The following is a 25184-nucleotide window of genomic DNA, read 5'->3' as shown; positions in this document are numbered from 1 at the left end:
TTGAAATCCATCATTTACATTCCAGCACCCCAACACAACTTAATATTCCAATCTAGACCATCAAAAATCTCGTAAAGTGCTTGATTTATTCAATATTTCAACTATCATTGAAATATGAAAACAAACTCAATCGTTGCCGCACTTGCGGCACTCGCACAAGACTCGCGCCTGGCAATCTTTCGCGCATTGGTACAGGCAGGACCTGCCGGCCTGCCCGCTGGCAAGATCAGCCAAGCCATTGGGATATCGCCTTCATCGCTGTCGTTCCACATGAAAGAGCTCACGCACGCCGATATGGTGACGTCTCGCAATGAAGGACGATTCGTGATTTACTCTGCGAACTTTGCAACGATGAACAGCCTGCTAGCCTTTCTGACGGATAAATGCTGCGGGGGCAATCCTTGCACAGCTATCTCCAATCCGGCTTGCGCTTCCCCAGAGGATGCCGCGTCATGAAGCGTGCGCATGCACCAGGCACTACAGATATCCTGGCAAATGTCGACAAGCGTTCGGTAGACGGCTCCATGAATTTCTTTGAGCGATATCTGACCGTTTGGGTGGCGCTTTGCATCGTCGCCGGCATTTTGCTTGGACAGCTCTTTCCTGTCGGAGTGCAAACGATAGGTTCGCTTGAAATAGCGAAAGTGAATCTTCCGGTCGGCGGGCTGATCTGGGTGATGATAATTCCTATGTTACTCAAGATCGACTTCTCCGCCTGGAATCAGGTCAAGGGGCACGTCCGAGGTATTGGAGTGACTTTATTTATCAACTGGGCGGTCAAACCATTTTCGATGGCGTTGCTTGCCTGGGTATTTATCCGACATTGGTTTGCGCCATATCTACCCGCCGATCAGCTCGATTCCTATGTGGCTGGATTGATACTGCTGGCGGCCGCACCATGCACGGCCATGGTGTTTGTGTGGAGTCGCCTCACCGGCGGCGATCCGTACTTCACGCTATCGCAAGTTGCGATGAACGATCTGATCATGGTGTTCGCATTTGCGCCGTTGGTCGCCCTGCTGCTGGGCGTGTCCAGCATTTCCGTGCCATGGGCAACGCTGTTGACGTCGGTGATGTTGTATATCGTGGTGCCCGTGATCATCGCCCAGCTTTGGCGCAAATCACTGCTACGCCGTGGTCAGGTCAGTTTCGATAAGCTGATGGAAGGCATCCAGCCATGGTCGATTTCGGCGCTGTTGCTGACCCTGGTACTACTGTTTGCATTTCAGGGAAACGCCATCATCGAACAACCGCTGGTCATTGCACTGCTGGCGGTTCCTATCCTGATACAAGTGTTCTTTAATTCTGCGTTGGCTTATTGGCTCAATAAGGTAGTCGGCGAAAAGCATTCCATCGCTTGCCCCTCTGCGCTGATCGGCGCTTCGAACTTCTTCGAGCTAGCGGTGGCAGCAGCTATCAGCCTGTTTGGATTCAAATCCGGCGCAGCGCTAGCCACTGTAGTTGGCGTATTGATTGAGGTACCCGTCATGCTGCTGATTGTCGGTATCGTGAACCGCACGCAAGGCTGGTACGAACGACGTTGATGCACGTCTGGCGGGCAAACTGCCGCCTTCACAGAAAGCGAACCATGAACGTTACGATTTATCACAACCCGGAATGCGGGACGTCTCGCAACACGCTGGCGTTAATACGCAATACCGGTGTCGAGCCTGAAGTGATCGAATATCTGAAGCAGCCGCCATCATTGGAAACACTCGTCAAGCTGATTGCCGACAGTGGCTTGACGGTGCGAGAGGCTATACGGCAAAAGGGAACACCCTATGTAGAACTTGGGCTTGACGCCGCGAACCTGACAGATACGCAGTTGTTGGATGCCATGCTGGCTCATCCAATTCTGATCAACCGCCCTTTTGTTGTTACACCGGATGGCACGCGCCTTTGCCGTCCGTCCGAGCTGGTGCTGGATATCCTGTCATTGCCACAAAAGTCCGCGTTTAGCAAAGAAGACGGTGAAGTAGTGATCAACGCGGAGGGACGGCGTGTCAGATAATTTGCTTGATCTGGCAAATATTGATGCGGGCCTTTTCCGCGCATCTCGCTGCTGTATAACTATCGGTGCGGTGCCACCGACGCAATGCAAAACTCTGGCGGTGATGGAGACAGGGCTCCTGCCAGTACAGAGAACACCCGCTCATCCGTGGACTGTGCGACGTTGAAGCGCACGAAGTCACCCGCGCTCAGAGACTGGCTGAATGCATTTCCAGGCGCGATGACAACGCCTTCTTTGAGGCATGCCCTGGCCACTGCCGCGGCGTCAATACCTTCCGGCAGTCGACACCAGAGGAACATGCCTGCCTGTGGCATCAGCCATGGCTTGATGCCCAGCTTCTGAAGTCTGGCGGCAGTCTTGTCCATCTGCTCGGCCAGCCGCAGACGGGTGGCTTCCATGTGCTTTCGGTAGCCACTGTCGGTAAGGGTGTGCAGGATAATACCTGCGGCCAGCCGTCCACCGCCGAAGGTAGTCGCGACTTTCAGGTCCGTCAGGCTCTCAATCCAGTCGGCCCTCGCGGTGATGTAGCCACAGCGCACAGCCGCAGAGGCCGTCTTGGAGAAGCTGCCGATGTGGATGACACGGGAAAGCCCGTCGAAGGCTGCCAATCGCGGAGCCGGATTGTTCTCGAAGTCGGCAAAGATGTCGTCCTCCACGATCACCAATTCCGAATTATCGACTAGCTTCAGAAGTCGGTGGGCAACTACGGGAGACAGGGTTGCACCAGTCGGATTGTGGATGCCGGAGTTGGTGATGTACAGTCGTGGCGAGTGTTCGCGCAGCGCCACTTCGAACACGCCGAGGTCCGGTCCATGAGGGGTGTAAGGAATGCCAACGACATTGGCCCGATGCGCTTTCAGCAACGCATGGAAGTTGAAATAGCATGGGTCGTCGACCAACACAGTGTCTCCCGGCTCAAGGAAGAAGCGACAAACCAGATCGATGGACTGCGTGCCGGACTCGGTCAGCATGATTTGCTCTGCGCCCGCTTCAATCCCCGATGTTGCCATTCGCCGAGACAGGAATTGACGCAATGGCAAGTGCCCGAGTGGGCTTCCGTACTCGGTCAATTCCAGCGAGTTGCCCCGTGCCTGCGCGCGCAGTGCACGGCGAATGCCCTCTTCATACATCCAGGTGCTTGGCAACCAACCGCAGCCAGGCTTGAGCACTGTCTGGTCGGTCTCCAGCGACTGACGGGACACCCACAACGGGTCGACTTCTCTGTCGAGCTTGGAACCAATTTCGGTGAGAGTGAGGGGTGCCGCAGGGCCCGCAATGTAGAAGCCGGAGCCCGGGCGCGAGACGATAATCCCCTCAGCGGCTAGCCGCTCATAGGCTTCGACGACGGTGGAGACGGACAGTTGCAATGCTCGGGCCTGTGCCCGCACCGAAGGGAGCCGAGTACCGGGCAGATAGGTCCGAGACGTAATGCGGGCTTGGATTTCGTCCATCACCCGCTTGATAAGCGTTCCGCTTCGAGTCATCAACTCCTCCGCTGTGTTGGATAATTATGCATAACAGTTCTTGAAAATTGTACTGGATTGTGTCTGTATTCGCGAAGCTTTTCGTGATGTACTGGAGGCTAGAATAAGGAGTCTTTTATGGACAAAAGCACAAGCGGCTGGGTCAACGGATTTATTGGGGTAGCGATATTTGCGGGTTCGCTGCCTGCTACCCGGGTGGCAGTCGCAGACCTGAACCCCACTTTTTTGACCTGTGCCCGGGCGGCCATTGCGGCCGTTCTCGGCCTGGTGCTGCTGCTCGTGCTTCGTCAGCCGCGGCCTTCGCTTGCCGATGTGCCTTCGCTGGCGTTCACTGCGATTGGCTGCGTGGTCGGATTTCCTCTGTTGACAGCCCTCGCGCTACAGCATGTCACGTCGGCACACTCCATCGTGTTCCTGGGCCTGCTGCCTCTGTGTACAGCCATCTTCGCTGTGCGGCGTGGAGGTGAACGACCCCGCCCGCCATTCTGGGGCTTCTCTGTGGTTGGCGCAGCCTTCGTCGCCGGTTATGCCGCTACGGGAGACATGGAAGCGTCGTTACAAGGTGACTTACTGATGCTGGCCGCCATCGTCGTGTGCGGCATGGGTTACGCCGAAGGCGCGCGGCTCTCGCGCAAGCTCGGCGGCTGGCAGGTCATCAGCTGGGCCCTGCTGCTCGCGCTGCCCATCATGTTGCCGATTGCGTTGCTGACGATGCCGACGTCCTTTGAAAACGTCAGCACAGGTGCCTGGCTTGGCCTCGCCTATGTATCGCTTTTCAGCATGCTGATTGGCTTCGTGTTCTGGTATCGCGGCCTGGCGCAGGGCGGGATTGCTGCTGTCGGGCATGGTTGGACATTTGATGTTGTGCAATTGCGATTCCACATCAAAAGTAGAGATCATTTCTCAATCGGGGCGAAGCGCCCTGAAAGACTCGGGAAACATGCGCTCATTCAATAACTGCGGCATTTTTGCATGCCGTCCTGTCGCGCCATCCCGGCAAATTCTGACATAACCTGGCGTCCGACCGCAGGAAATGTGCTGCGCGTTGAAACCAAACTCAACGAGCGAACTAAATCATACGTTCTGACATACGCAATGCCTGAGCGACGCTGAACTGTTGCTGCAAGCGGTTCGGCGCTGCTACTTTACATGTAACGTGTAAAGCGCCACGTTACATGTAACGTGGCAAGCATCACATCACCGCGATTTAAGAAGGCCGATTTTGATCAGGGCAATACTTCATAAGCGATTGATTTCAAAGGAAAATGCTTAATTTTCTGCAGGCGATTAAAACATTGATGTCACCTTTTTTTGGGGCATTTCCACTTGGCATGATCTTTGCAGGAAGAAGGTAAAAAGGCTTTACCTAAGTTTCGAAAAAAGGGGAAATCACATTGAAAGCATCACAAAGGTCTGCCCTATCGCACCGTATTCATGAATACATGGTCCACAACCAAGGAGCTAATGCTGGTCATTGAACCCCTGAACAATATCTATCACATCGCTTGCGCGATGCATGTTTGGGTTAAATGCAACTATTACTATGCGCTTCACATAAAACCGATTTTTTATAAAAAACGTTTTTTGCGCAAGTCCTAACCAAATAAAATGCTAGTCGCACGGGAGCTACATGAATATTGTGACCTCAGGCAAAGTTGACACGGAGGGTGCTAGTTGCGCAATCAAGCATATTGGGATTATCGTTTTCGATGGCGTGGTATTAGCCGATGTAGTTGGCGCCACCGATGTATTTGGGATAGGCGACAAACTCATCTCTACGGTTTTCCCGGGAGCCGCGCACTATCAGGTGTCAATCATGTCGATTTCTGGCGGCGCGATTATGTCCTCCGCCTCGGTGCAAATTTCCACGTCGCCGCTCACCCAATTTAACGACTATCAATTTGACACGCTGCTTATTGCCAGTGGAACCGGCAGCTTTGATGCGTATCACGATCCTTTCCTTATCGAATGGCTGCAAAAGAAACGCCGCGATGCCCGCCGTATTGCCGCAATCTGCACTGGTGTATTCGTCATCGGCGCCGCCGGTTTTCTGAATCATCGCCGTGCCACCACGCACTGGGCGCTGGTAGATAAACTGTCGCGTGAATTCCCGGGAATCAACATTGATAGAGAAGCGAAAATCACCGAAGATCATGACATTTTTACGTCTTGCGATGTAGGCATGGCGGCCGATCTGGCTTTACGTCTTTTGGAAAATGATCTGGGTCCTGCGGTGGCACAACGTGTCGCACAAAATTTGGTTGCCTGCCAGCGACGTCGCGACACCTCACCGGCCAACAATCCGACGCGCCCTATCGACTCCGTCATCAGCGCCAAAATTCACAAGGCCTCTCTCTGGTTCGCAAAAAATTTCAGTGATCCGATTTCAGTGATCGATGCGGCCAATTCCGTTTCCATGAGTGAGCGCAATTTTGTACGCCAATTCAAACGCGAGACCGGTCAGACACCCCATAACTTCTTGCTGAATCTGCGCCTGGAAGCTGTTCGTCAACAGCTAACCGAGACCGATTTGCCGGTCGACAAAATAGCGCGACGTTGCGGTCTATTCAGCGGCGCACATGTCGCTAAATTGTTCCGCAAACAGATGTGGCCCTCGCCTACCGAATATCGTAAAAGCATAAGATCACCGCATGGCAACGCTGCATAATGCCGCGATGACTCAAGCATGTAAGCCCGATGAGGCTCAGCCACCGTCGATAATGACCGCTGGTATCGCGCTGGCATTAGCGGTTTCGCGCAGCATTGTTGAATAAATCAAACTAAGCATCCTGTTCCATGAACAACAACACGATGGCTTTTGATTGCGCACCTGCCCAAATTGAAAAAGCCAAGCGACCGGGCGCGCTAGTGCTCCCGAGCAGGACCGAACACCCAATGCCGAAGTCCATAATAGTTGAAAATCATAGCTGTCCCTGAGCCGACCATTAGCGCGATGACTGGATACGTACGCAATCCAGGAAAACCGGCGATCAAAGACGAAAATATACCAAGGTTCAATAATGCCCCTGCAGTCTGCACGGCAAGATAGCCAACGTATTCTCGCTTCGCCCGCGCCGAAGTCCGGGTCTTAGACGCAAACACAAAAGAGCGATTCAACAGCCAGGTAACGAACACTGCGACGAGGAACGACAACACTCGCGAAAGGTAAAGCGGCAAACCAGCGTACTTGTATAACAACATCATCACGCAGGCGTCGACCACGAAGCCAATTCCTCCCACCACCATAAACCCAAGGACGCTGGCCGGCAACCGACGACATATTGTGGCGATGCCGCGAATCATCGACGTTCCGAACGTGCCAGCCAGCGCAACTCGAACTCCAGGCGCTGCTGATGCGCCACCGAGTCTAATATCAAGCCAATCCCAAGAGCCATCACCGCAGCGACGCATGTACCGGTGGCCAGAATCGCCAACGGCACATGGTAAATATAGCGATATTGTATCCAGTCATGGAATACAGGCACCCCGGCCGCCAGCCCCGACAACAACAGCAATAGGCTTAGCACACTGAAAAACGCCAGCGGTCGGTAGTATCGAAAAATCTGCGCGATCGCGAACAGCACGCGCGTACCGTCAGAAAACGTGTTGAGCTTGGAGACGCTACCGCTGGGTCTATCCTTATAGGCGACCGGGACTTCGACAATGCGCATGCGCTTGTGCAGCGCGTGCAGCGTCATATCAGTCTCGATTTGAAAACCTTCAGCCAGCACAGGATAGGTCTTGACAAAGTCCCTGCTGAATACGCGGTAGCCGCTCATGATGTCGACCAGCTGAGCGCGGAACAGCTTGTTCACCATCCACTGCACCAGGCGGTTGCCGAAGCCGTGAAAGGACCGGCGATTCTCACGTGCGTAATCGCCGCCGGACTGCCGGTCGCCAACCGCCATGTCGGCACGCCCTTGCAACACCGGAGTCATCAGCTCGCGCGCCTGGTCCGCCGGATAGGTTAAATCAGCATCGGCCAGCACATAAAAGTCGGCGTCAATTTCGATGAACGCACGGCGTAGCGCACGGCCTTTGCCTTGCTGCGATTCGTCGATGACACGGCCGCGGCAACCAAGCTCCCGCAATACATCGGCGGCAATCACTCCCGTATGGTCGCTGGAATTGTTGTTGACCACATAGATGGCTGCTTCTGGTAACGCAGTCTGAAATGCTCTGATCGTCTCTGCAATGGTCAACTCTTCGTTATATGCAGGGAGAATTACCGCGATTTCTTGATTTTCCGTTGGTATATTGAGCATATTTTTAATCATGGAACAGATGAGGACGACCTAATTCAAACCCGTAGCTGCTAACTTTAATTGATACCGTTGCCCCGTTCGCAGCAAGCCCTTGTCCAGGCGCGAAAATCAGATGGTCTGCGTTGAGTGGCTTGTTAAACAGAAGGCGCACTCCCCATGGCGCAGGGAGAAGTCGGAAGTCACGGACCTTCTGCAGTTCCTTTCCATCATTGTAGAGGCGATGCTCCCCAAAATAGACGTCGGAAAAGCCCCCAGAAAGGCCATAAATATCTATAAAATCGACTCGATTCCGCGCAAATCCAAGGTACAACCCATTCTGAGCGACGTCGAGATTGCCGGTAACAAGTTGTATGGTGCCAGGCTCCGAAGTTACGGCATAACGAGGCATCAGCAAGAGAACTGAGAGCATTACCACCACACCTATTTTCACGCCGAATGATCTTGCGCCAGCCGTCCTCCAGCCGATAAACGCCCAACGCACCAGAAGCCAGGCAAACAGTGCCAGATATGGGAAAGTCCATTTAAAATAATGAATATTGTGATAACGCCAGACGCCGTTCGGCAAAAGATCTCCATACGGCGCATACAGGCAAAATTGGCAAATCATGACAAGCGCGATAGTTCGCAACAGCCAGTCGCCGCGGAAAAAGCACCAGCACATTCCCAGAATCGATAAAATCAGCCAAGGATAATGCGAGACCAGGGCGCTTCGCTGTTCAAGAAAAACGGTACCGCCGTCGAAAAGCAGCGAAAAACTCTTTCTGAAAATCTGTGAAGGAAAATATCCGCTAGAGGATGCTGTCGCCTGAAAGTACCCACCTAACGCACTGCCGTACACCAGCTGGTTAAAGCCCAAATACAGTAAGACGCCAAAAGCCAAGCCGATTCCCAGCGCCAACGCGACCAGCGTGATACGACGCAAGCGTTGCGGCAGAGCGACGCCAGGATTAGACCGATATACCAGGTAGAGATAAGCTGGGAAGAACACAATGACGGGACCCGCGTCAACCGGACGGGCCAAAACCAACAAGCTAACGATCGCGGCATAACCTGATGCTGACCAAATTCGTTGAGCATTGTGCTCGATATCTTCCTCACCGGCCTCGGATAGTTTGGCCAATCCATATAGAGCGAACGAATAGACAGCTACGGTGACAGTTGTCGTCCAGGGAATCACAAAATTGATGAATATTTCTGTGTTGCAGTACAGCGATATGAACAATAAAACGAAAGACACCGTGCGCGAAACATAACGATCTGAGATTCGAACATAAACGAAGACGAACCATAGAAGCGTGAGCCCATTTACAAAGAAAAATGGATGATTGGGCCACCACTTATAAAAGAGAGCACCCAACAGAGGATATAGCGGTGGATAGCGATGGTTCGCAGAATCAAAATTTAGAGCAGATAGCGCACGCGTCGCTTTGAGGTATTCGCCCTGATCGAACCATCCCCACCACCCCTCAGGGTGAGCCAGATCGTTTCCTGGCAATGCCGGGTAATGCAGATATGCTCCCAAATAAAAGACCAAAGCAGTGGCGATAAAGATCCAGATCGGTATTTTCTTTGCCACTATTTAATCCCCAAATTCAAATTTATTATTCTGCACAAAATTGCATATCGCCTGCTCCGAAACCCATGGAAGCTGCCGCCTATTCCTACACCTTTTCATTCGGCTAATTGGTCAGTTTAGGGAAGTCTACAGATTGGATGTATCTGGTCAAGCAATACCATAGTATTACTACTCTGAAATAATATGGAAAAATCTTCCCTTGGTTCAATCGCATAGGTTCGCATCAAAAACGCGTCATTTTGCGTCAACCCGGTTGCAGCGCATAATGGCAATATCCGTCTACTTCCAGCTGCAGCAGCTTACGCGCATGCGCCATCGCTGTTTCGATTGCCTTCGCAATGCGTCACTCGGCATAACCGCATCAATGCAACCACCATTTAGCACTGCAATTTAGCCACCCACGCGCATCTCAATGCAGCCACGGGTTCGCAACACAGTGTGATTATTTTTTTCATATAAGATGAATTGTGCCTCAACTATGTGGTACAACCCGGAAACGGATTGATGATGGCTGTTGCAGATGCAGTCTCTTCAAGCTGCTCTGCCGGGTCAATTTGCCACTTCATCGACTACCCTGCCGCACTCGCCCAAAATTCCCTGTTAACTTTTGGCAGTGCTTCTATAGCTGCTGGTTTAGCAGTAAACGCCGTGACGTGACTGGCTGATTCTGCATGGGATTCTTATAATTTCCTCTGGTGAAGAGGTACACCAATGAGTGACACTTTGCAGAATTAGAAAATAAGATAAGCCCTTGAAAAATCAAGGGCTTATCTTATTTTGGAGGAGAAGGAGGAATCAATATATTATTTAATATCAATATCTTATATGTAAATACCCCAATATATACCCCAACATGAAATTCCAATCGAGGATTGTGCGGCTTTTCGGAAATTGAACGCTCCGGTTTCAATGTACGGCAGTCAACAGCATTGGGATGGTCAATTTCCGTGCAACCAACTGGTTAAGTCGATACAATTTTGCATTTCGAATATATGGATAAAGCGCTTCTACCTGTCTATATTGGCGACACAGCTTCAGCTTCTGCTTCAGCTTCTGCTTCTGCTTCTGCTTCTGCTTCTGCTTCTGCTTCTGCTTCTGCGTCCGCATAATATAACGACTGTATTTAAATGCAGTAACATAAATCAGGCCTCTAAATAGGGAAGCACATGCCAGAGACAACCGAAATAGGTCGAGGGACAGAACATACCGTTGAGCAAAAATATGTTGCATTCTGCGACATTCTCGGATTCTCCAATAGCGTAGTAACTGAATTTGATCAAACCTTGTCGCTCTACATATCACTTGCTCAATACATCACAACTTGGGAATATTCCGATCAAGTCAACGTGACAATGTACTCAGATTCGATACTTATCACGTCGTCAGAACTGCCCCCTCTCCTCGGCGCAGTACAGCTTTTATGGTTTTACTGTTTGCAAAATAACTTCATGTTGAGAGGCGGAATCGCGTTTGGCAAATATTGGGAGGACCGCCGAGATACTCATCTGCTAATGGTCAGTGATGCATTGATTAATGCTGTGAAGCTCGAAAAAATGGTCGGGGTGCCAGCAGTTGTTATTTCGGACGATATCGTCATACCTGAAAATTACTGGTTTGAGCGCTTTCAAAATGGCCCTTACGCCTCGTCACTTTTACATTTTCGTGACAGAAATATCGTCAATCCATTTAATCCAGCGTGGGGAACTTCGGCAGCGATGCGCGCGCGTTTGCTGATGGAGAAAAGTCCAACTCATAGCAATAAATACCTTTGGTTTCTGGCGCTTTACGACGCGCTGAAAGCTGGGAATATATTAATACCGGAAGCTACATATCAGTCTTTCATTGATCGTGGCATTCTTGCCTTTGTCCCTTCCGAGAGCCAGCCCGAAACACGACAATCTAACAAATAGTTCACGTCGTGGAATGAAACTTAAACCCCTCGCCATCTCTAGCTCTCAATATTTACTGTAGTAAATTCGTAGCACTCGATTTATTTCGAGATTTTTTGCGCTTTGAGGCACGTTTTAATTTCGTTATGGATCGACTTCTAGGGGGAACGATGAGTGATGCGACAATGAAACTCGAGGCTGTTTACTATGGTTCAGCAATACCGGCAAATAAGGCATCATTAACCTTTCTTGCCGTCGTGTTTGATAGGATACATTTCCCTGATGTCTATTTGCCAGTCGACGGTTTCGACAGCAAAGATGTGCTGAAAGAGGCAAACCGAATCGAGGCTTACGGATTCACCGATTACGACACGACATTGTTGGTAGGTGCCTTGCGATGCTTGCCTATGATGAATGATCTAAAACAATTTTGTCACTTCACCGGCAGTAATACGTTTGACGCTAAGTTTGGTCCTGAGACAGTGCAGTTGGTGGATGCACTAGAACTAGAAGTGTTTGGTCCTCGACCAGAAAATTTCATCCCGACTTACCAAACAATACATTCGAAGGGCTTGCCGGATAATAACGATTGCATTGTGTATCCGGGAGCCCTTTTTTATCCTGCCAACGCGATTGTTTATGCCACTCAAAACGGCCTGCCGCTTGTCAATGACAATATGCATCTGCCTGTTCCTGCCTTCGGCGGTAACGATGCCGTACACAATACCAAGCTGCTAGCAACCATCATGGCAATGGAGTGTGTCAAATTCGCTTTGCCCAATGTGAGAGCGCTCACGCCAAAAGAAATAATTGAACTGAGGGCGGAGCTAAGCAAATATCTTGCGCAGTTTCGAAGGAGCCTACTTGGCCTAGCTGCTACGCTAAATAGCCAGATTTCGAAAAGTGACAGTTACGAAGATATTATGAAAGCGGCGACCTTTATCGTTCAGACCGAGGTCGAACCCTCGTTGGCAGAGTTGCGCGATGCATTAGAGGGAACGGAGCAAGATTGGTACAAACGTACCTTTGATCTGGCTAAGGAGGCGCCACTACTCGCTACTATGTATGCGACCATGCCACGTGCAGCGGTCATCGCCAAAGTACTAATAATGTTGGGTGGCGTCTTCGTCGATAGTCGGGCTGGCGCGGCCTCGCAGAAAAACGCAAGTAGATCAGGAATGTATTACCTCCTGCGCGCGCAGGACGCTATGCGCAAAGGCCCATAGGTGCGCCGAACGTATTCAACACAAAATTAGCATAAATAAGCCGTGGTTTCGATTCCCGCCGCCTCCACCAATATATTGTTTTAAATCAACGACTTATAAATAAACCACTGTCATTAATTGGGGTATTTTGGGGCTGTTTAGGCTCCAGAATGACAACATAATGACAGCATTTCCTTTTGTAGAATATGTGCGAGTAGCGATGTGATCAGTTACAACGCTCGGCTTTAGATACGACGACTGGCTGCAAGATTAGGCCATCCTCGGTAGTTTGCAATTCGTTCAAAACTGGGATGCACATTCCGTTCTTTATATCCAACGAAATTTCATAGTCCTTCCCAGCTTCAGGTATAAAGGTGCCCGCGTGTGTTCTACAAGACAAGTAGCCGGTACTTTGACCTTTCAAAAAACTGACGCTGGGACTGGGATTGCTCTGAAAATCTAGTTTAATAGTCAACGGTTGATTGGCCGTGATTTTATATTCGCGAAAAAAAGCTTTTGAAAAATAGCCATTCCTGGTCGAAGGCTTCCCGCTGTTTGGCGTCTCCGGCATGCCGATACTTGTATTCGACGCAACTCCCAAGAACGACGAAAAAGCATCACCGAAACCGCCCGAGACGGTAACACTATCGCCGCCGTAACAAGCACTATTCGGATAATACTTCACACCCATGCCGTTTTGTCCGAACAATCTAATCCGTGCAAAATCGCTTTTCACATCACTGTTCTTGTCAACGCCAGATTCGTCAGCGTGGGCCAAGAACGGGCAAAGAGCCACCATCAAAATCAAAAAATTTGTGCGCATAATTTTCTCTGTTTAAACATAAAATATTGACAATCTGACTTATGGGAAATCCATACTCCTTACTGATTAGTTTGGAACCTCAGTAAGGGATGCATTTCTCAGTAAGGGATACATTTTTCGAGGACAAGGTCATTCCCCACATAGGCGTCCATTCCATTAAAGCCATTATTTGGCGTTAAATTTTTTTGGCATTAAATGTAATTTGTAATATTCAGTCTTATAAAATTCTTGATGTGATAAGCCACCTCGTAATGCTTCAATAATTTTATTATATGGCTCAGTGATTTCTGGGTAAGATAACTCGTCGCCTAATATCCTACCAACCTTGCTTGTCATGTAACCACTCAGATCAAAAGGCTCGTCAATATCACCAGCAATGGCTAAATTATAAATTGGGTCGAATGCTTCCAATATAGGTGCAACTTGCCCCTCACAATATTGAACCGATTTGGCTATATCCTCCTCTTTCCAATAAGGTCTGTGTATGGTGACGACACCGCGAACTTTTTCTTCCGATTTCCAATATAACAAAGCTTGTCGAAACCTTTCAGATGCTTCTCTAATTGCCAGTTTATCTATAATAAATTCACTCATTATTTCACCTGAATTGTGATACCTGTTGGCTGTGGCGTAGTCCACAAATTCCGATTCGGAACAATTGTCTGCGTTGCGTTACCGACGTTTGTTGCGCCATTTGCATCGGTAGTCGTCGCAATTTGCGATTGATAAATTGTTGGAGTGGTATTTGGTTTAGGTTGAATTTCAAATACATTAAAACTAGCCGCTTGATTATTTGCTGGCAATCCTAAAACTTCATTCGCCAATTCTGGGTGCGCTTGTATTAAATTAAGCTGTGTTTGATCGACCCAATATGCTGTAGATGAACTTGGTGTTGAGTAATCAGAGGTCGTAGATACCAATTTATACAAAGTCGTATCGACATTCGCCTGAATAGGTACAGGCACTGTACTTCCTGATTCCACAATCCCTTTTAGCGCCTCTTGAGGATTACTAGCTCCCCTAGCCTGCAAATCACTTTCTAATTGATTTTGTATTGATATAGGAACCTGACTTGTAGTAATTCCATGAGTTTCAAAACCTCCAGTTGTATTTATTGGGGCTGCATAGGGCTGATCACCAATGAGTTGACTATTTTTAACTATTTGCGCGTTTGCAGAATTAGCTTCAGCAGCCATTTCACTTATATTCGCACTATTTGCTCCAGCCATTTCCGTAGCCAAATGGCCGCACGAATGAATTGTCCTATTTTTTGATTGAAAAGTAGTAGAGCGCTGAAAAATCGTCAATTGAACAGTAGCAAATAACTAAATACTATGAATTATTTTTATCTTGATCAGTCTCATTTTTTTTATTCGCAGTGTTCAATGAACCTAAGAACGCAACAAAGACAGCAAATATGCCTACACCCACTGGAACATAACAAAAAATAACGAGAAACGATGATTTGTCATCATTAAAAATATTTCTGAACCCACTCCATCCTCTATAATAAATTCCAAGAATAAGGGCAAACAACTGCCAAGCAAGTATTGTTGCAAAAAAAATAGCTCTGTACTTAAATCGACTCAACCATTGCGCAATTGCAGGACCGAACAACCCACCCAATATCCCAGACCAGAAACCATCAAACATAGTGATCCCCGTTTATTTATTAGTAGATGATTTGACTGCGCCCTGTGCCGCTTTACCAGCGACCTGACCAAATGCCGTACTATTAACACGGATGACGAATCCCGGCACTGTCGCCCAGTTACCTAATGCATTTGGAACTCCCGCCCAACTAAACATCGAAGTAGTATACATACCTGTTAATCCCCCTACTGTCATCGCTGCTGCCAGTCCTGTATAAGAGAAGCGCTGGTCAAATCCTGTTCCAATATTTTGACCGGTTGCGTAGTAATCCTCAACAGCCCCGGCACCAGCCCCAAGTATATAAAATCCTCCTGAAACTGCAGCACCCGTTCCCAAAGCAGTCCCCATCGAATACGCAGCCGCTGCAGCCTTGTAAGCCGAATACGCATCCGTTCCAAGTTGTACTACTCCAGCGACTGCGCCAGTCCCTGCAACCGCCAAGCCACCCGCAATTCCTGCCATTACGCCAAGCCCAACTAAAGGGTGGGGAGTCGAAGCAGGAAGTGCAGCCTGCTCTGGTGTCAACGGCCCACCTAGTTGTCCAGGATTATTGTACTGTGCAGCAGTGGCTTGAAACAGCCCTAGAGGAACAGCATTTTGTGCAATAAACGATACCGCAAGCGCATCACCAGCCGGGCCAAGTACTCCTGGTCCTTGGTTGGCAGCCGCATCCACCATCCTGTAACCATCTCCTAACAATATGTTCTGCGCCTGATCGACGCTGATAGCCTGTCCCGTTTGATTTTTATAATATTGCGCGAATGCATCGGCATTGTTTTGTGCCCACTGACGATCATTGGGATCCAACTGCCGATTGTTCGCCTCCACACTCAACCCCGCTGCCGCCCCTGCACCGCCACCCACAGCAGCACCCAGTGCTGTTGACACCACCTGCTCTAATCCTTTACTGACCGAATCAGGCAAGCCCATATTATCAATAGCCGCTGCAATGGTCGGCATCGATGCCGCCGATACCAAGGCACCAGCAGCACCGGATACACCACCGCCTAACGCAGCCAATGCTGTATGCAACGCATCACGATAAACGCCCCCTTCTACCCAAAGCGATTCCTGTGCCTGTAATGCGGCAACCTGATCCAGATCACCATTCTGTGTCGCTGTCGTGATCGCAGTATTTAATGCTTTCACTTGACTATCCGCATAGTTCCCTACATCCAATGCTGCCTGCTGCCCAAACGCTGCCACAATCTGCGCATTCGCCGTTACCTGACTGTTGAGTTGCTGCCCATTCCAATCCTTGGAAATCGAACCGGCATTGGTCACGCCAACATTGTTGTTGACGGCGGCAACCGCTTGCGCTGCCGTTTGCCCTGTCAACTGCTGCTGCTTCTGGTCATTGCTAATGATCACACTACCGGCACTGACACCGCCGTAGCTGGTACCGGTGCTGCTGCCGCTCTTGCTGCTCACGCCGGCCGAACTGCCTTGCCCACCTTGCTGAATCGCCATAATATTGGGACTCTGCGAGGCCGAACTACCGCCGCTGCTAACGCCGTAGCCGCCACCCACCGTCTCGCTGCTGGCGCTATAACTGCTGTTGTTGACGATATTGCTTTGCGTGAGTGTTTGCGTCACCAGCAGATTCTTGTCCGGCGTCGCCGTGCTGGCAATCACGCCGCCTTGCAGATCGGTATTGCCGTTGACGTTCACAATAAAGCCACCGTCGCCAGCCTTGATGCCGGACTGCTGCCCGACGCTGGCGTAATTGCCATTGACCTTGCTCTGGCTGGCATTGACGCTGCCGGACGCACCATAGCCAATGGTGACGGTGCCACCTATGCTTTGGTCTTTGCTGGTATAGGTACTGGTGTCTTGCAGACTCTGGATGTTCAGGTTGCCCTGGCCGCTGGTGCCGACATTGGCAAACACCTGATTGCCGCTGGCTACCGCGCCCTGGAGATTGGTGTCATGACCGGACGACAGTACCAACGTATTGCCGGCAGAGACGTTGCTGTTGACATTGGTTACATCGGCACCATTGCCGGTGCCACGACTGCCGGAAGCACTGGCGGTAATGCCGAAGGCCCAGCCGTTTTGCCCATACGTCGCCGCCACGCCGATTGCGCCGCTTTTTGAGGAACTAGTCGATTGCTGTGTGTCGGTACTTTGCGCCGCTTGCAGGTTGATGTCGCCATCGGCTTTGAGCAACGCATTTTGGCCGGCACTGATGTTGCTGCCGATGACATCGATGTTGCTCGCTTGCCCCGCACCGGTGGCCGTCATCGTGACATTGCCACCGGCTTTGACGTTGGAGCCGACCACCGTGCTGCTGCTTTGCGTACTTTGACTGTTGCTGCTGGAAGAACCGACCGTTAAGCTAATCGTCACGCCAGTGGCAGGGCTTTTGCCTGCGGCCGCTCCCGCCGCAGCAGAGCTGTAAGCGTTGTAAGCAGTCGATGCCGCCGCCGCACCAGCGAGCACTTTCATGCGGGTGTCGTCGGTTTTACTGGAAGCCGACGCCATGCTTTGTATACCCTGCACCGCCGAAATCACCGGCGCAGAAACGGCCAATGTCAGACCGCTCTGTTGATAGGCGCTGGTCTGGGCCGCACTGCTGGTGTCATTGACCGCCGTGACGTTGATCTTTTGTGCGGTGACGCCGATGTCGCCTTGCATCGCAATGACATTGCTGCCGCTCTGGTTATAGGTATTGCCCGCGGTGATATTGACGTTACCGCTGATACTACCCACGGTACTGCTGTTGTTGGTCACCGAACTACTGGTCTGGGTCGCGTCCTGCGAACGGTTACCGACCGTAAAGCCGATACCGCCACTGCTCATCAAGCCCGATTTGGTCGACTGGTGCAACGCCGTATCGGTTTCTGTGCTTTGCGAGGCCAGAATATTGACATTGCCGCCAGCGTTCATGTTCAAGTCATTGGTCGCCGCAATGCCGCTGCCGCGCACCGTGATATCGTTACCCGCCGTCACTTGCACCGCATTGCCAGAGATGGTACTGCCCTGCGCGACATTGGCCGACATGGTGGTGACGTCAATATTGGTGCCACTAGAGAGTAAGCTTTTATGACTGCCCTGGTCGTCCTGGCTGAAATCATTATGCAACATGGCTACGCCTTCAGTCACGTTGCCAGTCGCGCCTAAGGTCGCATTGCCTTGACCATCGGCATTGTTGCCGGCAGTGATGGTGCTGGCCGTCAGTGTTACATCTTTGGCTGGCGCACCTTTGACTAAGACCATATTGCCCGCCGCATCTTGCTGCGCACCAGCCAGTACGGTCACATTGCCACCACCCGTTAAACTGCTGCCGACGGCGCTCTGGCTATGCGCATCGATGACTTGCGAACCGCTATGACCATTGGCGCTACCCTGGCCGTCCAGATGGGTACTGCTGCCGTCGACAGCATTCTGAATCGTCAGATTGCCACCAGCGGCGACCAGCATATCCTGCCCTGACGACAGATTGCTGCCAGTCACGGTGAGATCACCGCCGCTCACTACGCCCAGTGTGCCACCGGCATTGATTACACTGCCCACCGCGTGGGTAGATTGGGTGTCGGTATGGCTGTTGCCGACCGCCGTTACAATCTGCGTACCGGTTGCTACCGTGCCCACGTTAATCGCATTACCCGCCGCCAGCATCGCATTGCCGCCAGCGTTGACCTGTGCCCCGACGATGCTCAAGTTGTTCCCAGCCGACATGATCAGATTATTGGTCGCCGCAATATTGCCCACTGCACCGACCGCAGTAATGGTCGAGACGTTATTGCCGAAATTGGTGATCGCGGTGTTAGTGGCCGATTGATTTACAATATTGTTACCGGCAAACAGCCCAACATTGCCGCCGGAAATGGTGCCGCCGAGGTTGCTGATGTCATGATCGGCCGCCAGCAATAATTGCTGGGTACCGGACATGGTACCGCCGGCATTACTGATATCAGTGCCCTGGATCGCCACCGTATTACCGGCAATTAACGCACCGGTCGGGCTTAAATCCATGTTCTTCGCCAGATACACTTGCGGCACCAACACCGTCTGTGTGCTGCCATCCGGCAGGGTGACAGTCTGATTGACTAACCAGACGATATCGGTGGTCAACGCCGCCATCTGCGCATCACTGAGCGCCATGCCGGGTACCATATTAAATTGCTGGGCATATTGTGCACCGTTGGTCATCAGCGCTTTATATTCGTCTTCCGCATTGGCATAGCCATTCAGATAGCGCATGCCGGTCAGATTGGTGACCTGATCGGACACCAATTTTTCTTCATAGAAGCCGTCACCCAACCGCTTCTCCGTCGTGGCCGGATTGATGCCCAACAGACCCAACATATAATCACTGGAAATGAAATTGCCGTATTGCGTAAAGCGCGGATCGGTGGCGATCAGATACGGCTGATTCGGTTGCGGATGGACAGAGTACAAACCATTGGTCGGCAACACGGTGTTGACCAGACCGGCGCGAGCACCATCGACCACGCGGGCGGCACCCGGCACACTGGTGCTGCCGCTGCCGTTCACGGCATTCACACCATTGACGCCGTTCTGGTTCCCGGTGGGCACACCACTGATGGTGTTGTCGGTCGCCAGCCCCAGTGGCGCGATGCCGTCGCCCAATCCCAGTGAGGCCGCGCTCGCTCCTATCGGTCGGGTCGAGGCGTTGACACTGGTATTGCTGATCTGGCCGCCGTTAATCGACACCGCGGCGTTACTGGTAATGGTGCCGCCGACGCTGCCGATGTTTTGGGTGATCGGCGTGTTGCTCCAGGAGACCCACTGCACCGGCAATGATCCTGCCGCGTCGGCACTACCGAAGCCGCTCTGGTTAGCCGACGTATAGGTGCGGGTTAATTGGGTCGATGTATTGACGATCTTGCTATTGTTGCTGCCATCGGTCGACGCTACGCCATCGATGGTCAAGTTGCCACCGGCGGCAATTTGCCCATTGTCGTTATTTAACTGCGTGCCGATGGCGATGTGCATCGCGCCGCCGGAGGTGATCTGGGCCGCTGCGCCGCTGCTGGCGGCCAGCTGCGTTTCTGTCACTACCTGATGGGCGATGCGCTCTACCTCGACCGGGTAACTGCCGGGGAAATCGGCCTGCGCCCGCAAGGTGTCCGCGTCTATCATCGTGCTCGGATTGGTGTAACCTTGCACCGTTTGCAAGCGCACGCAATTAGTGGTGCAACTGCCATATTGATTCGAATAGCTGATCGTACTGACCGTGTTTTCAATCACGTCATTGCTGTATTGCGACCACGCATTGCCGCCTGTGGTCTGATCCGGGTTGCTCTGATTCGCCGCCATCGCCGTCACATAAATGGTCTGCGTCCCTGCCGTTGGCGTGATACGTGACTGGCCGCCATACTTGATATCGGCGCCGCCATTGCCCAGTGGCTTAGTCAAATCGCTTTGCAGCCATTGAAAGGCCGAATCGGTCGGCGTCAGATTGACCACCACGGCGTAGATCAGGTAACCATCGGGCGTTACCATCGGTGTCGTCGAGACGATGGACGCCGGATTGACATAGTAGGCATCCTGAATACGCGTATTTGAATTACTTAATGGATTGCCACCCGACGGCGGTGATGGCCGCATGGACGACCACCACGATGGTGTGGTCAAGGTGCTGGTCGTATCCGAGGTCGTCACCGTGTTGACCGTCACATTCTGCCGCACGTTGTTGATCTGATTGGCCGCCACATTCAAGGTGCCGTCAGCCTCAATCGTGGACGACAAATTATTAATGGTGCCGGTCTGATTGAGCAGGTAACCGTTGCCATCTTTGGCGCCATTGGCGGCCATGTTCACATCGCCCAGACTGTAGAGCGTGGCGCCGTTTTGATTGTTGACCGTGCCAGTGACCCACAGATTAACTTGATTCACGCCAGCGATGATCGCTGCGGCACCGTCATTGGTCAATGTCGCGGCATTGACCGTCACGGCATTGCCGATCAATGTGCCGGTATTGCTGAGCACATTGCTGCTGGTATTGACGTTATTGCCTTCAATACGACCGCTATTGGTGATGCTGCCAGAAACCGCATTGACAGTGGTGGTGCCGGTGGTCAAATCACCCGGATTGCCGGAGGCGATGTCCGCCCCGGCCTGATTGACCACATTAGCGGCGTTGACGGTGAGGTTGCCTGCAGCAGCTAACGTCGCCGTGTTGGTCAAGGTGCCAGTAGTCGACAACGTCAGATTGCGATTGGCCGTGATCTGGTTACCGGCATCATAGGTATAGTCCCCTTGCAAGCTGACATTACCGTCACGACCGGCGACGATGGTGCCGTCACCCACTAAGGTGTTGGCGGTGAGATTCAGATCGACATCGCTGCCGATGGCACCGCCAGTATTGGTCAGGGTGCCGGTGGTGATCGCCACCCCGCCACCGGAGCCTGCCGGATTGGCAATGCTGCCGTTGCTATTGTCGATACTGGCGGTGGTCAAGGCAACGCTGCCGCCACTGATACCGCCGCCGACGTTGGTCAGTGTGGCGCCGGCCTGATTCATCGTCAACGCACCGGTGGCCGTCAGTTGACCGGCGCTGTTGTCGACGCTGTTGGTGGCGTTCAGTGCTAACGCGCCGCCGGCGACGATATGACCGCCTTGTACATTCGATAGTGCCGACGTATTGATGCTGACGTCGCCCGCGCCGCCGATCAGACCGGCGCCGGTGACGGCCGATGCATTCGCATTGGTGATGCTAGTGGTGCCGGTGATGGTGGTCTGGCCAGTGCCGACATTGATGATTTTACCGTTCGTGTTATCCAGCGTGCTGCCACTCGCCTGCAATAAACTGGTACTGCCCAACGCTTCGATCTTGCCGTCGACGTTGCTCAATGCGCCCTGCGCCGTCGCGGCAACGTTGCCCATGGCTTCGATTGCGCCATTGGTATTGTCCAATGTGCTGCTGGAGGAGACCGTCAAATCGCCTTGCGCACCGATGGCACCGGTGATATTGCTGATGCTGCCAGCGGCGGCTGTCACACTGCCCTTGCCACTGATACTGCCGGCGTCGTTGTCCAGTATCTGACTGGCGTTTACCGTGACAGCACCATTGCCCAGATTTTGGATTTTACCGGCGGCGTTATTGACCGACTGCGCGTTGATAGTGGCGCCAGAATTCGCCCCTTCAATAGTGCCGCCCTGATTATTGACTTGCCCGGCCGTTGCATTCACCGTCACTGCCGCACCACCGATATAGCCGCTCTGGCTGTTGTCGATAGCGGCAGTGCTGGTGACCGATTCATTGCCGACGGCAGTCAGTTTGCCGCCCTGGTTGACGACCGAGGCCGCTGTGATGATGCCGGTGCCATTGGTGCCTAACACACCGCCGTTGTTCGACAGGGCGCCGGTCTGAACGCTCAAGGTACCGGTCCCCATATGGGCCACCGAACCATCGTCGTTATTCAATGCTGCCGATGTCAGCGTCAGATCATGCGCCAGCACGCCTATCATGCCGTTGCTATTGTCGAGCAGCTGCGACACATTGATAGCTGCCGTGCCGTTGCTGTTGTTCTGGAGGATTTGACCGGCCGCATTGGTGAGATTAGTGGCCTCCAGATCGATGGTGCCGGCCCCCAGCACACCGCCGCTATTGTCGAGGGTAGTAGCCGTGACCGTTACACTGCTCGGACTCGTCGTAGAACCTGCCTGTATCTTGCCGCCGCTATTAGTCAGTTGCGAGCCGGCATTGACCGTCATGGCGCCGTTCGACGCCAATGTTCCACCATTGTTGTTCAGAGAAGTGGTCGTCAGATTCAGGGTCTGCTGCGTCGTGATCGACCCGCTATTGGTCGTCGCGCCGGCTGTGATGTTGGCGGCACCGTTGGTGGCGATGGTGCCCTGTTGATTCGACAGCGCCCCGGTGTTGATGGTCAACGTGCCGGTAGCGGCCTGCGAGATGGTACCGCTGTCGTTCGTCAGACTGCCGCTGGCTATCGTCAGATTGCTCGCATTGCTTTGCACGGTGCCGTGGGTATTATCCAGTGCGCCGACCGCTTGCAACGTCATCGCCGCCGTGCCGGTTTGCGACATCAACCCGGATTGGTTGACGATGTCGTGCGCATGCAGATTAACTTGACTGGCCGCAATCGTACCGCCATTGTTGGTCAACGTCGTCCCGGCAGTACCGGTCAGTACGCCGCCGGCAGCCAACGTCCCGGCAGTATTGTTCAGTGCCTGTGTGCTAGCCACCGTCAGATTCTGTGCCGCGGATATGGTACCGCTGTTGGTCAGTGATCCGGCCGATACATTGACGTTGCCGTTGCCGCCGATGATGCCGGTAGCCGCATTGGTGAGCTGGCCGCTGGCGGTGAGCGTCAAGCCATCGGTATTGAGCGATTTAATCGACCCTGCGGTATTGTCGATACTGCCGCCAGTGAGCGCCAACGCCCCGCCCGATTGCATTGTTCCCTGATTATTCGACACCGCACCGGAAACATCGACATTCTCACTACCGACCGCGGTAACTTTACCATTCTGATTATTCAGGCTAGACGCCGTCATAGCGACCTGGCCGTTGCTGGCTATCGTGCCTTGCGCATTGGTCAGTGCACCACTCACAATGGTGGCAGTACCTGTTCCCGCGTGATTGATTTGACCGCCGCTATTATCCAGACTGCCGGCAGCAATGGTCAGGTTCTGGGCATTGGTGGTGATCACCCCCGCTTGATTATTCAACGCACCCGTGGTCGTGATGCTGGTGGCCCCTAGCCCGGACTGCGTGATCACACCGCCAACATTGGACAAACTGGCCGAGTTGGTCGCCAGTTGTGCACCATTGATACTACCCTGATCATTGATTAAAGCGCCGCTACTGCTCATCGCGATGCTGCCTGCTGCCTGCAGCGTGGCGCCGGTCAAATCCATGTTGCCAGCCTGCGCTACAGCATTAATATTACCCCCGGCGTTGGTTTGTCCATGCGCCAGAATCAGGCTAGTGCCGGCATCCATAGCAATGCTGGTCGCCGCCGTATTCTGCCCCGTGGCGCTAATCGCTCCGGTGGCAATCAGGGCAAGGTTTCCCGCCTGAGTGGCATGGCTGTTCGCATCAATACCTGCGCCCAATACGCCGGTTGAATTAATCGATCCCGAGGACAACAACAAATCACTTTGCGCGGCGATCGTGCCGCTATTGGCGATCTGTCCTGCGCTAGTCAACTGCGTGCTTTGACCGCTGTAGAGCGTGCCCGTATTGGTAATGCCATCGTTACCGGCAATGTGGATTGCACCGCTGGCATTAGTTGGTCCATTTAAGGTGATCTGACCTTGACTATCGATATTCAGGTCGCCTGCGCCGCTGGCAATCGTGCCTAAACTGACCACGCCCACGCCGGCTTCGGTGCCGACCAGCTTAATTTTATTGGCAAACATGCCGCCCAGTTGCGCCACGTCGATGCTCACCGTCGGTTTGTTATTGTCGCCAGCAATCACGGTTACGCCCAGATCCGCATAATTGACCTGGTTGGCACCGGTGATGACATTGAGCGCATTGGCCTGCAATTGCCCATTGACGGCGACACTGCGGGCGATCAGATCGACCTGATCCGGCACTGTGCCATTCAGACCGTTAGCACCGATCTCGATAGCGCCGCCAGTCACCTGAAAGCCGTTCAGACTGCCATCGCTATTTAACACCGGCGTACCGGTCGTCAGGACAGCGCGCGACGTATTGATAAAACCGCCGCCATTGACACTCAACCCGTTCGGATTGGCGATGATCACATCGGCCCGCTGGCCTGCCACTTCGATCGTGCCGTTCAGTTGCGAGACACTGGTGCCCGTCACCTGATTCAAAATAATGCGAGCGCTATTGCCTGGGGTCAGATTCGCATTCCCCGGCACCCAGCCGGCCTGCTGGGTCTGCACGCTGGTCGGCGCGTTGTTCAGTATCGCACCGGCAGCGCCGATGGAGAATTGGTTGTACTGATTGACACTGAGGCCAGAACTATTGGGTGTCGTGATATTGACCAGTGGCATCCCATTGGCGGTCGTCGAGATGCCAGGTTTATGGCTGCCTGCATTCGGATCGGCCACGATCTGCGCCGACACGATGGTTACCCCACCGAACAGGGCGGCAATCACCACACCCAGATGCACTAAGCGCATTCGCGAAGTTCTGGTTGAAGTGGAGGTTGATGCGCTACCAGCCCCAGTTACCTTACCTTGACTCGCAATGTTTTCCGCTACCGCCATCAACATGCCACGGCTTTTATTAAAAATAACGCGGAAATTGTTCTTATTCATTGTTCGTATTCCAGTGCAAGTAAGGGCGATTCAGGGATGAACACAGGG

The 25184-nt window shown here is 52.6% G+C and carries 17 protein-coding genes; 8 read left to right on the top strand and 9 right to left on the bottom strand.

What is annotated here, in order from left to right:
- The first annotated feature begins 114 nt into the window (after positions 1-114).
- The 3 genes from GEV47_RS18160 (at position 115) to arsC (ending at position 2011) form a co-directional block, all read left to right on the top strand.
- Complete coding sequence (locus GEV47_RS18160; RefSeq protein ID WP_153236219.1) at positions 115-456, top strand: ArsR/SmtB family transcription factor; 342 nt, start codon at positions 115-117, stop codon at positions 454-456.
- A gap of 68 nt (positions 457-524) precedes the next feature.
- Complete coding sequence (arsB, locus tag GEV47_RS18155; RefSeq protein ID WP_153236238.1) at positions 525-1544, top strand: ACR3 family arsenite efflux transporter; 1020 nt, start codon at positions 525-527, stop codon at positions 1542-1544.
- Positions 1545-1588: 44 nt separating this feature from the next.
- The gene (gene arsC, locus GEV47_RS18150; protein ID WP_153236218.1) at positions 1589-2011 is read left to right on the top strand and encodes an arsenate reductase (glutaredoxin); all 423 of its coding nucleotides are present in this window, start codon (positions 1589-1591) and stop codon (positions 2009-2011) included.
- A 59-nt stretch (positions 2012-2070) separates the two neighbouring features.
- Here arsC and GEV47_RS18145 read toward each other — a convergent pair whose 3' ends face one another.
- The gene (locus GEV47_RS18145; protein WP_153236217.1) at positions 2071-3495 is read right to left on the bottom strand and encodes an aminotransferase-like domain-containing protein; all 1425 of its coding nucleotides are present in this window, start codon (positions 3493-3495) and stop codon (positions 2071-2073) included.
- Positions 3496-3612: 117 nt separating this feature from the next.
- Between GEV47_RS18145 and GEV47_RS18140 the strand changes: the two genes are divergently transcribed.
- From GEV47_RS18140 to GEV47_RS19755, 3 genes are all read left to right on the top strand, one after another.
- Positions 3613-4452 carry a DMT family transporter gene (locus GEV47_RS18140; protein WP_153236216.1) on the top strand — a complete coding sequence of 280 codons (840 nt, stop codon included), beginning with the start codon at positions 3613-3615 and terminating at the stop codon, positions 4450-4452.
- 673 nt (positions 4453-5125) lie between these two features.
- Positions 5126-6163, top strand: a complete 1038-nt coding sequence (locus tag GEV47_RS18135; protein WP_153236215.1) for a GlxA family transcriptional regulator — start codon at positions 5126-5128, stop codon at positions 6161-6163.
- A complete protein-coding gene (locus tag GEV47_RS19755; protein ID WP_265588520.1) occupies positions 6147-6269 on the top strand; it encodes a hypothetical protein in 123 nt (40 codons plus the stop codon). Before GEV47_RS18135 ends, GEV47_RS19755 begins: the two co-directional genes overlap by 17 nt.
- A gap of 91 nt (positions 6270-6360) precedes the next feature.
- On the opposite strand, the gene GEV47_RS18130 is transcribed toward GEV47_RS19755, so the two are convergent.
- The 3 genes from GEV47_RS18130 to GEV47_RS18120 are packed head-to-tail and all read right to left on the bottom strand — an operon-like array spanning position 6361 to position 9336.
- Positions 6361-6798 carry a GtrA family protein gene (locus tag GEV47_RS18130; RefSeq protein WP_194270710.1) on the bottom strand — a complete coding sequence of 146 codons (438 nt, stop codon included), beginning with the start codon at positions 6796-6798 and terminating at the stop codon, positions 6361-6363.
- Positions 6795-7760, bottom strand: coding sequence for a glycosyltransferase family 2 protein (locus tag GEV47_RS18125; RefSeq protein WP_153236213.1), 966 nt, complete (start codon positions 7758-7760; stop codon positions 6795-6797). Before GEV47_RS18125 ends, GEV47_RS18130 begins: the two co-directional genes overlap by 4 nt.
- A gap of 4 nt (positions 7761-7764) precedes the next feature.
- Positions 7765-9336: a hypothetical protein gene (locus GEV47_RS18120; RefSeq protein ID WP_153236212.1), complete on the bottom strand. Its 1572-nt coding sequence runs from the start codon at positions 9334-9336 to the stop codon at positions 7765-7767.
- A 1166-nt stretch (positions 9337-10502) separates the two neighbouring features.
- On the opposite strand from GEV47_RS18120, the gene GEV47_RS18115 reads away from it, so the two are divergent.
- Positions 10503-11246: a hypothetical protein gene (locus tag GEV47_RS18115; RefSeq protein ID WP_153236211.1), complete on the top strand. Its 744-nt coding sequence runs from the start codon at positions 10503-10505 to the stop codon at positions 11244-11246.
- A gap of 149 nt (positions 11247-11395) precedes the next feature.
- A complete protein-coding gene (locus GEV47_RS18110) occupies positions 11396-12451 on the top strand; it encodes a hypothetical protein (RefSeq protein ID WP_153236210.1) in 1056 nt (351 codons plus the stop codon).
- Between the two features lie 205 nt (positions 12452-12656).
- Here GEV47_RS18110 and GEV47_RS18105 read toward each other — a convergent pair whose 3' ends face one another.
- The 5 genes from GEV47_RS18105 to GEV47_RS18085 all read right to left on the bottom strand — a co-directional run bounded on the left by GEV47_RS18105 (position 12657) and on the right by GEV47_RS18085 (position 25136).
- A complete protein-coding gene (locus GEV47_RS18105; protein ID WP_153236209.1) occupies positions 12657-13253 on the bottom strand; it encodes a hypothetical protein in 597 nt (198 codons plus the stop codon).
- 165 nt (positions 13254-13418) lie between these two features.
- Positions 13419-13847 carry a hypothetical protein gene (locus GEV47_RS18100; RefSeq protein ID WP_153236208.1) on the bottom strand — a complete coding sequence of 143 codons (429 nt, stop codon included), beginning with the start codon at positions 13845-13847 and terminating at the stop codon, positions 13419-13421.
- Positions 13847-14482 (bottom strand): hypothetical protein, encoded by a 636-nt coding sequence (locus GEV47_RS18095; RefSeq protein ID WP_153236207.1) that lies wholly within the window; start codon positions 14480-14482, stop codon positions 13847-13849. The genes GEV47_RS18100 and GEV47_RS18095 overlap by 1 nt, the downstream gene beginning before the upstream one ends.
- Before the next feature lie 103 nt (positions 14483-14585).
- Positions 14586-14906: a hypothetical protein gene (locus GEV47_RS18090; RefSeq protein ID WP_153236206.1), complete on the bottom strand. Its 321-nt coding sequence runs from the start codon at positions 14904-14906 to the stop codon at positions 14586-14588.
- Between the two features lie 12 nt (positions 14907-14918).
- On the bottom strand, positions 14919-25136 hold the full coding sequence (locus GEV47_RS18085) for a two-partner secretion domain-containing protein (protein WP_153236205.1): 10218 nt from the start codon (positions 25134-25136) through the stop codon (positions 14919-14921).
- Between the last annotated feature and the right edge of the window lie 48 nt (positions 25137-25184).

It is taken from the genome of Glaciimonas soli (assembly GCF_009497155.1).
GTDB classification, from domain to species: Bacteria; Pseudomonadota; Gammaproteobacteria; order Burkholderiales; family Burkholderiaceae_D; genus Glaciimonas; species Glaciimonas soli.
The sequence above is the reverse complement of the archived record's forward strand: the minus strand, read 5'-3'. Positions and strand labels throughout refer to the sequence as shown.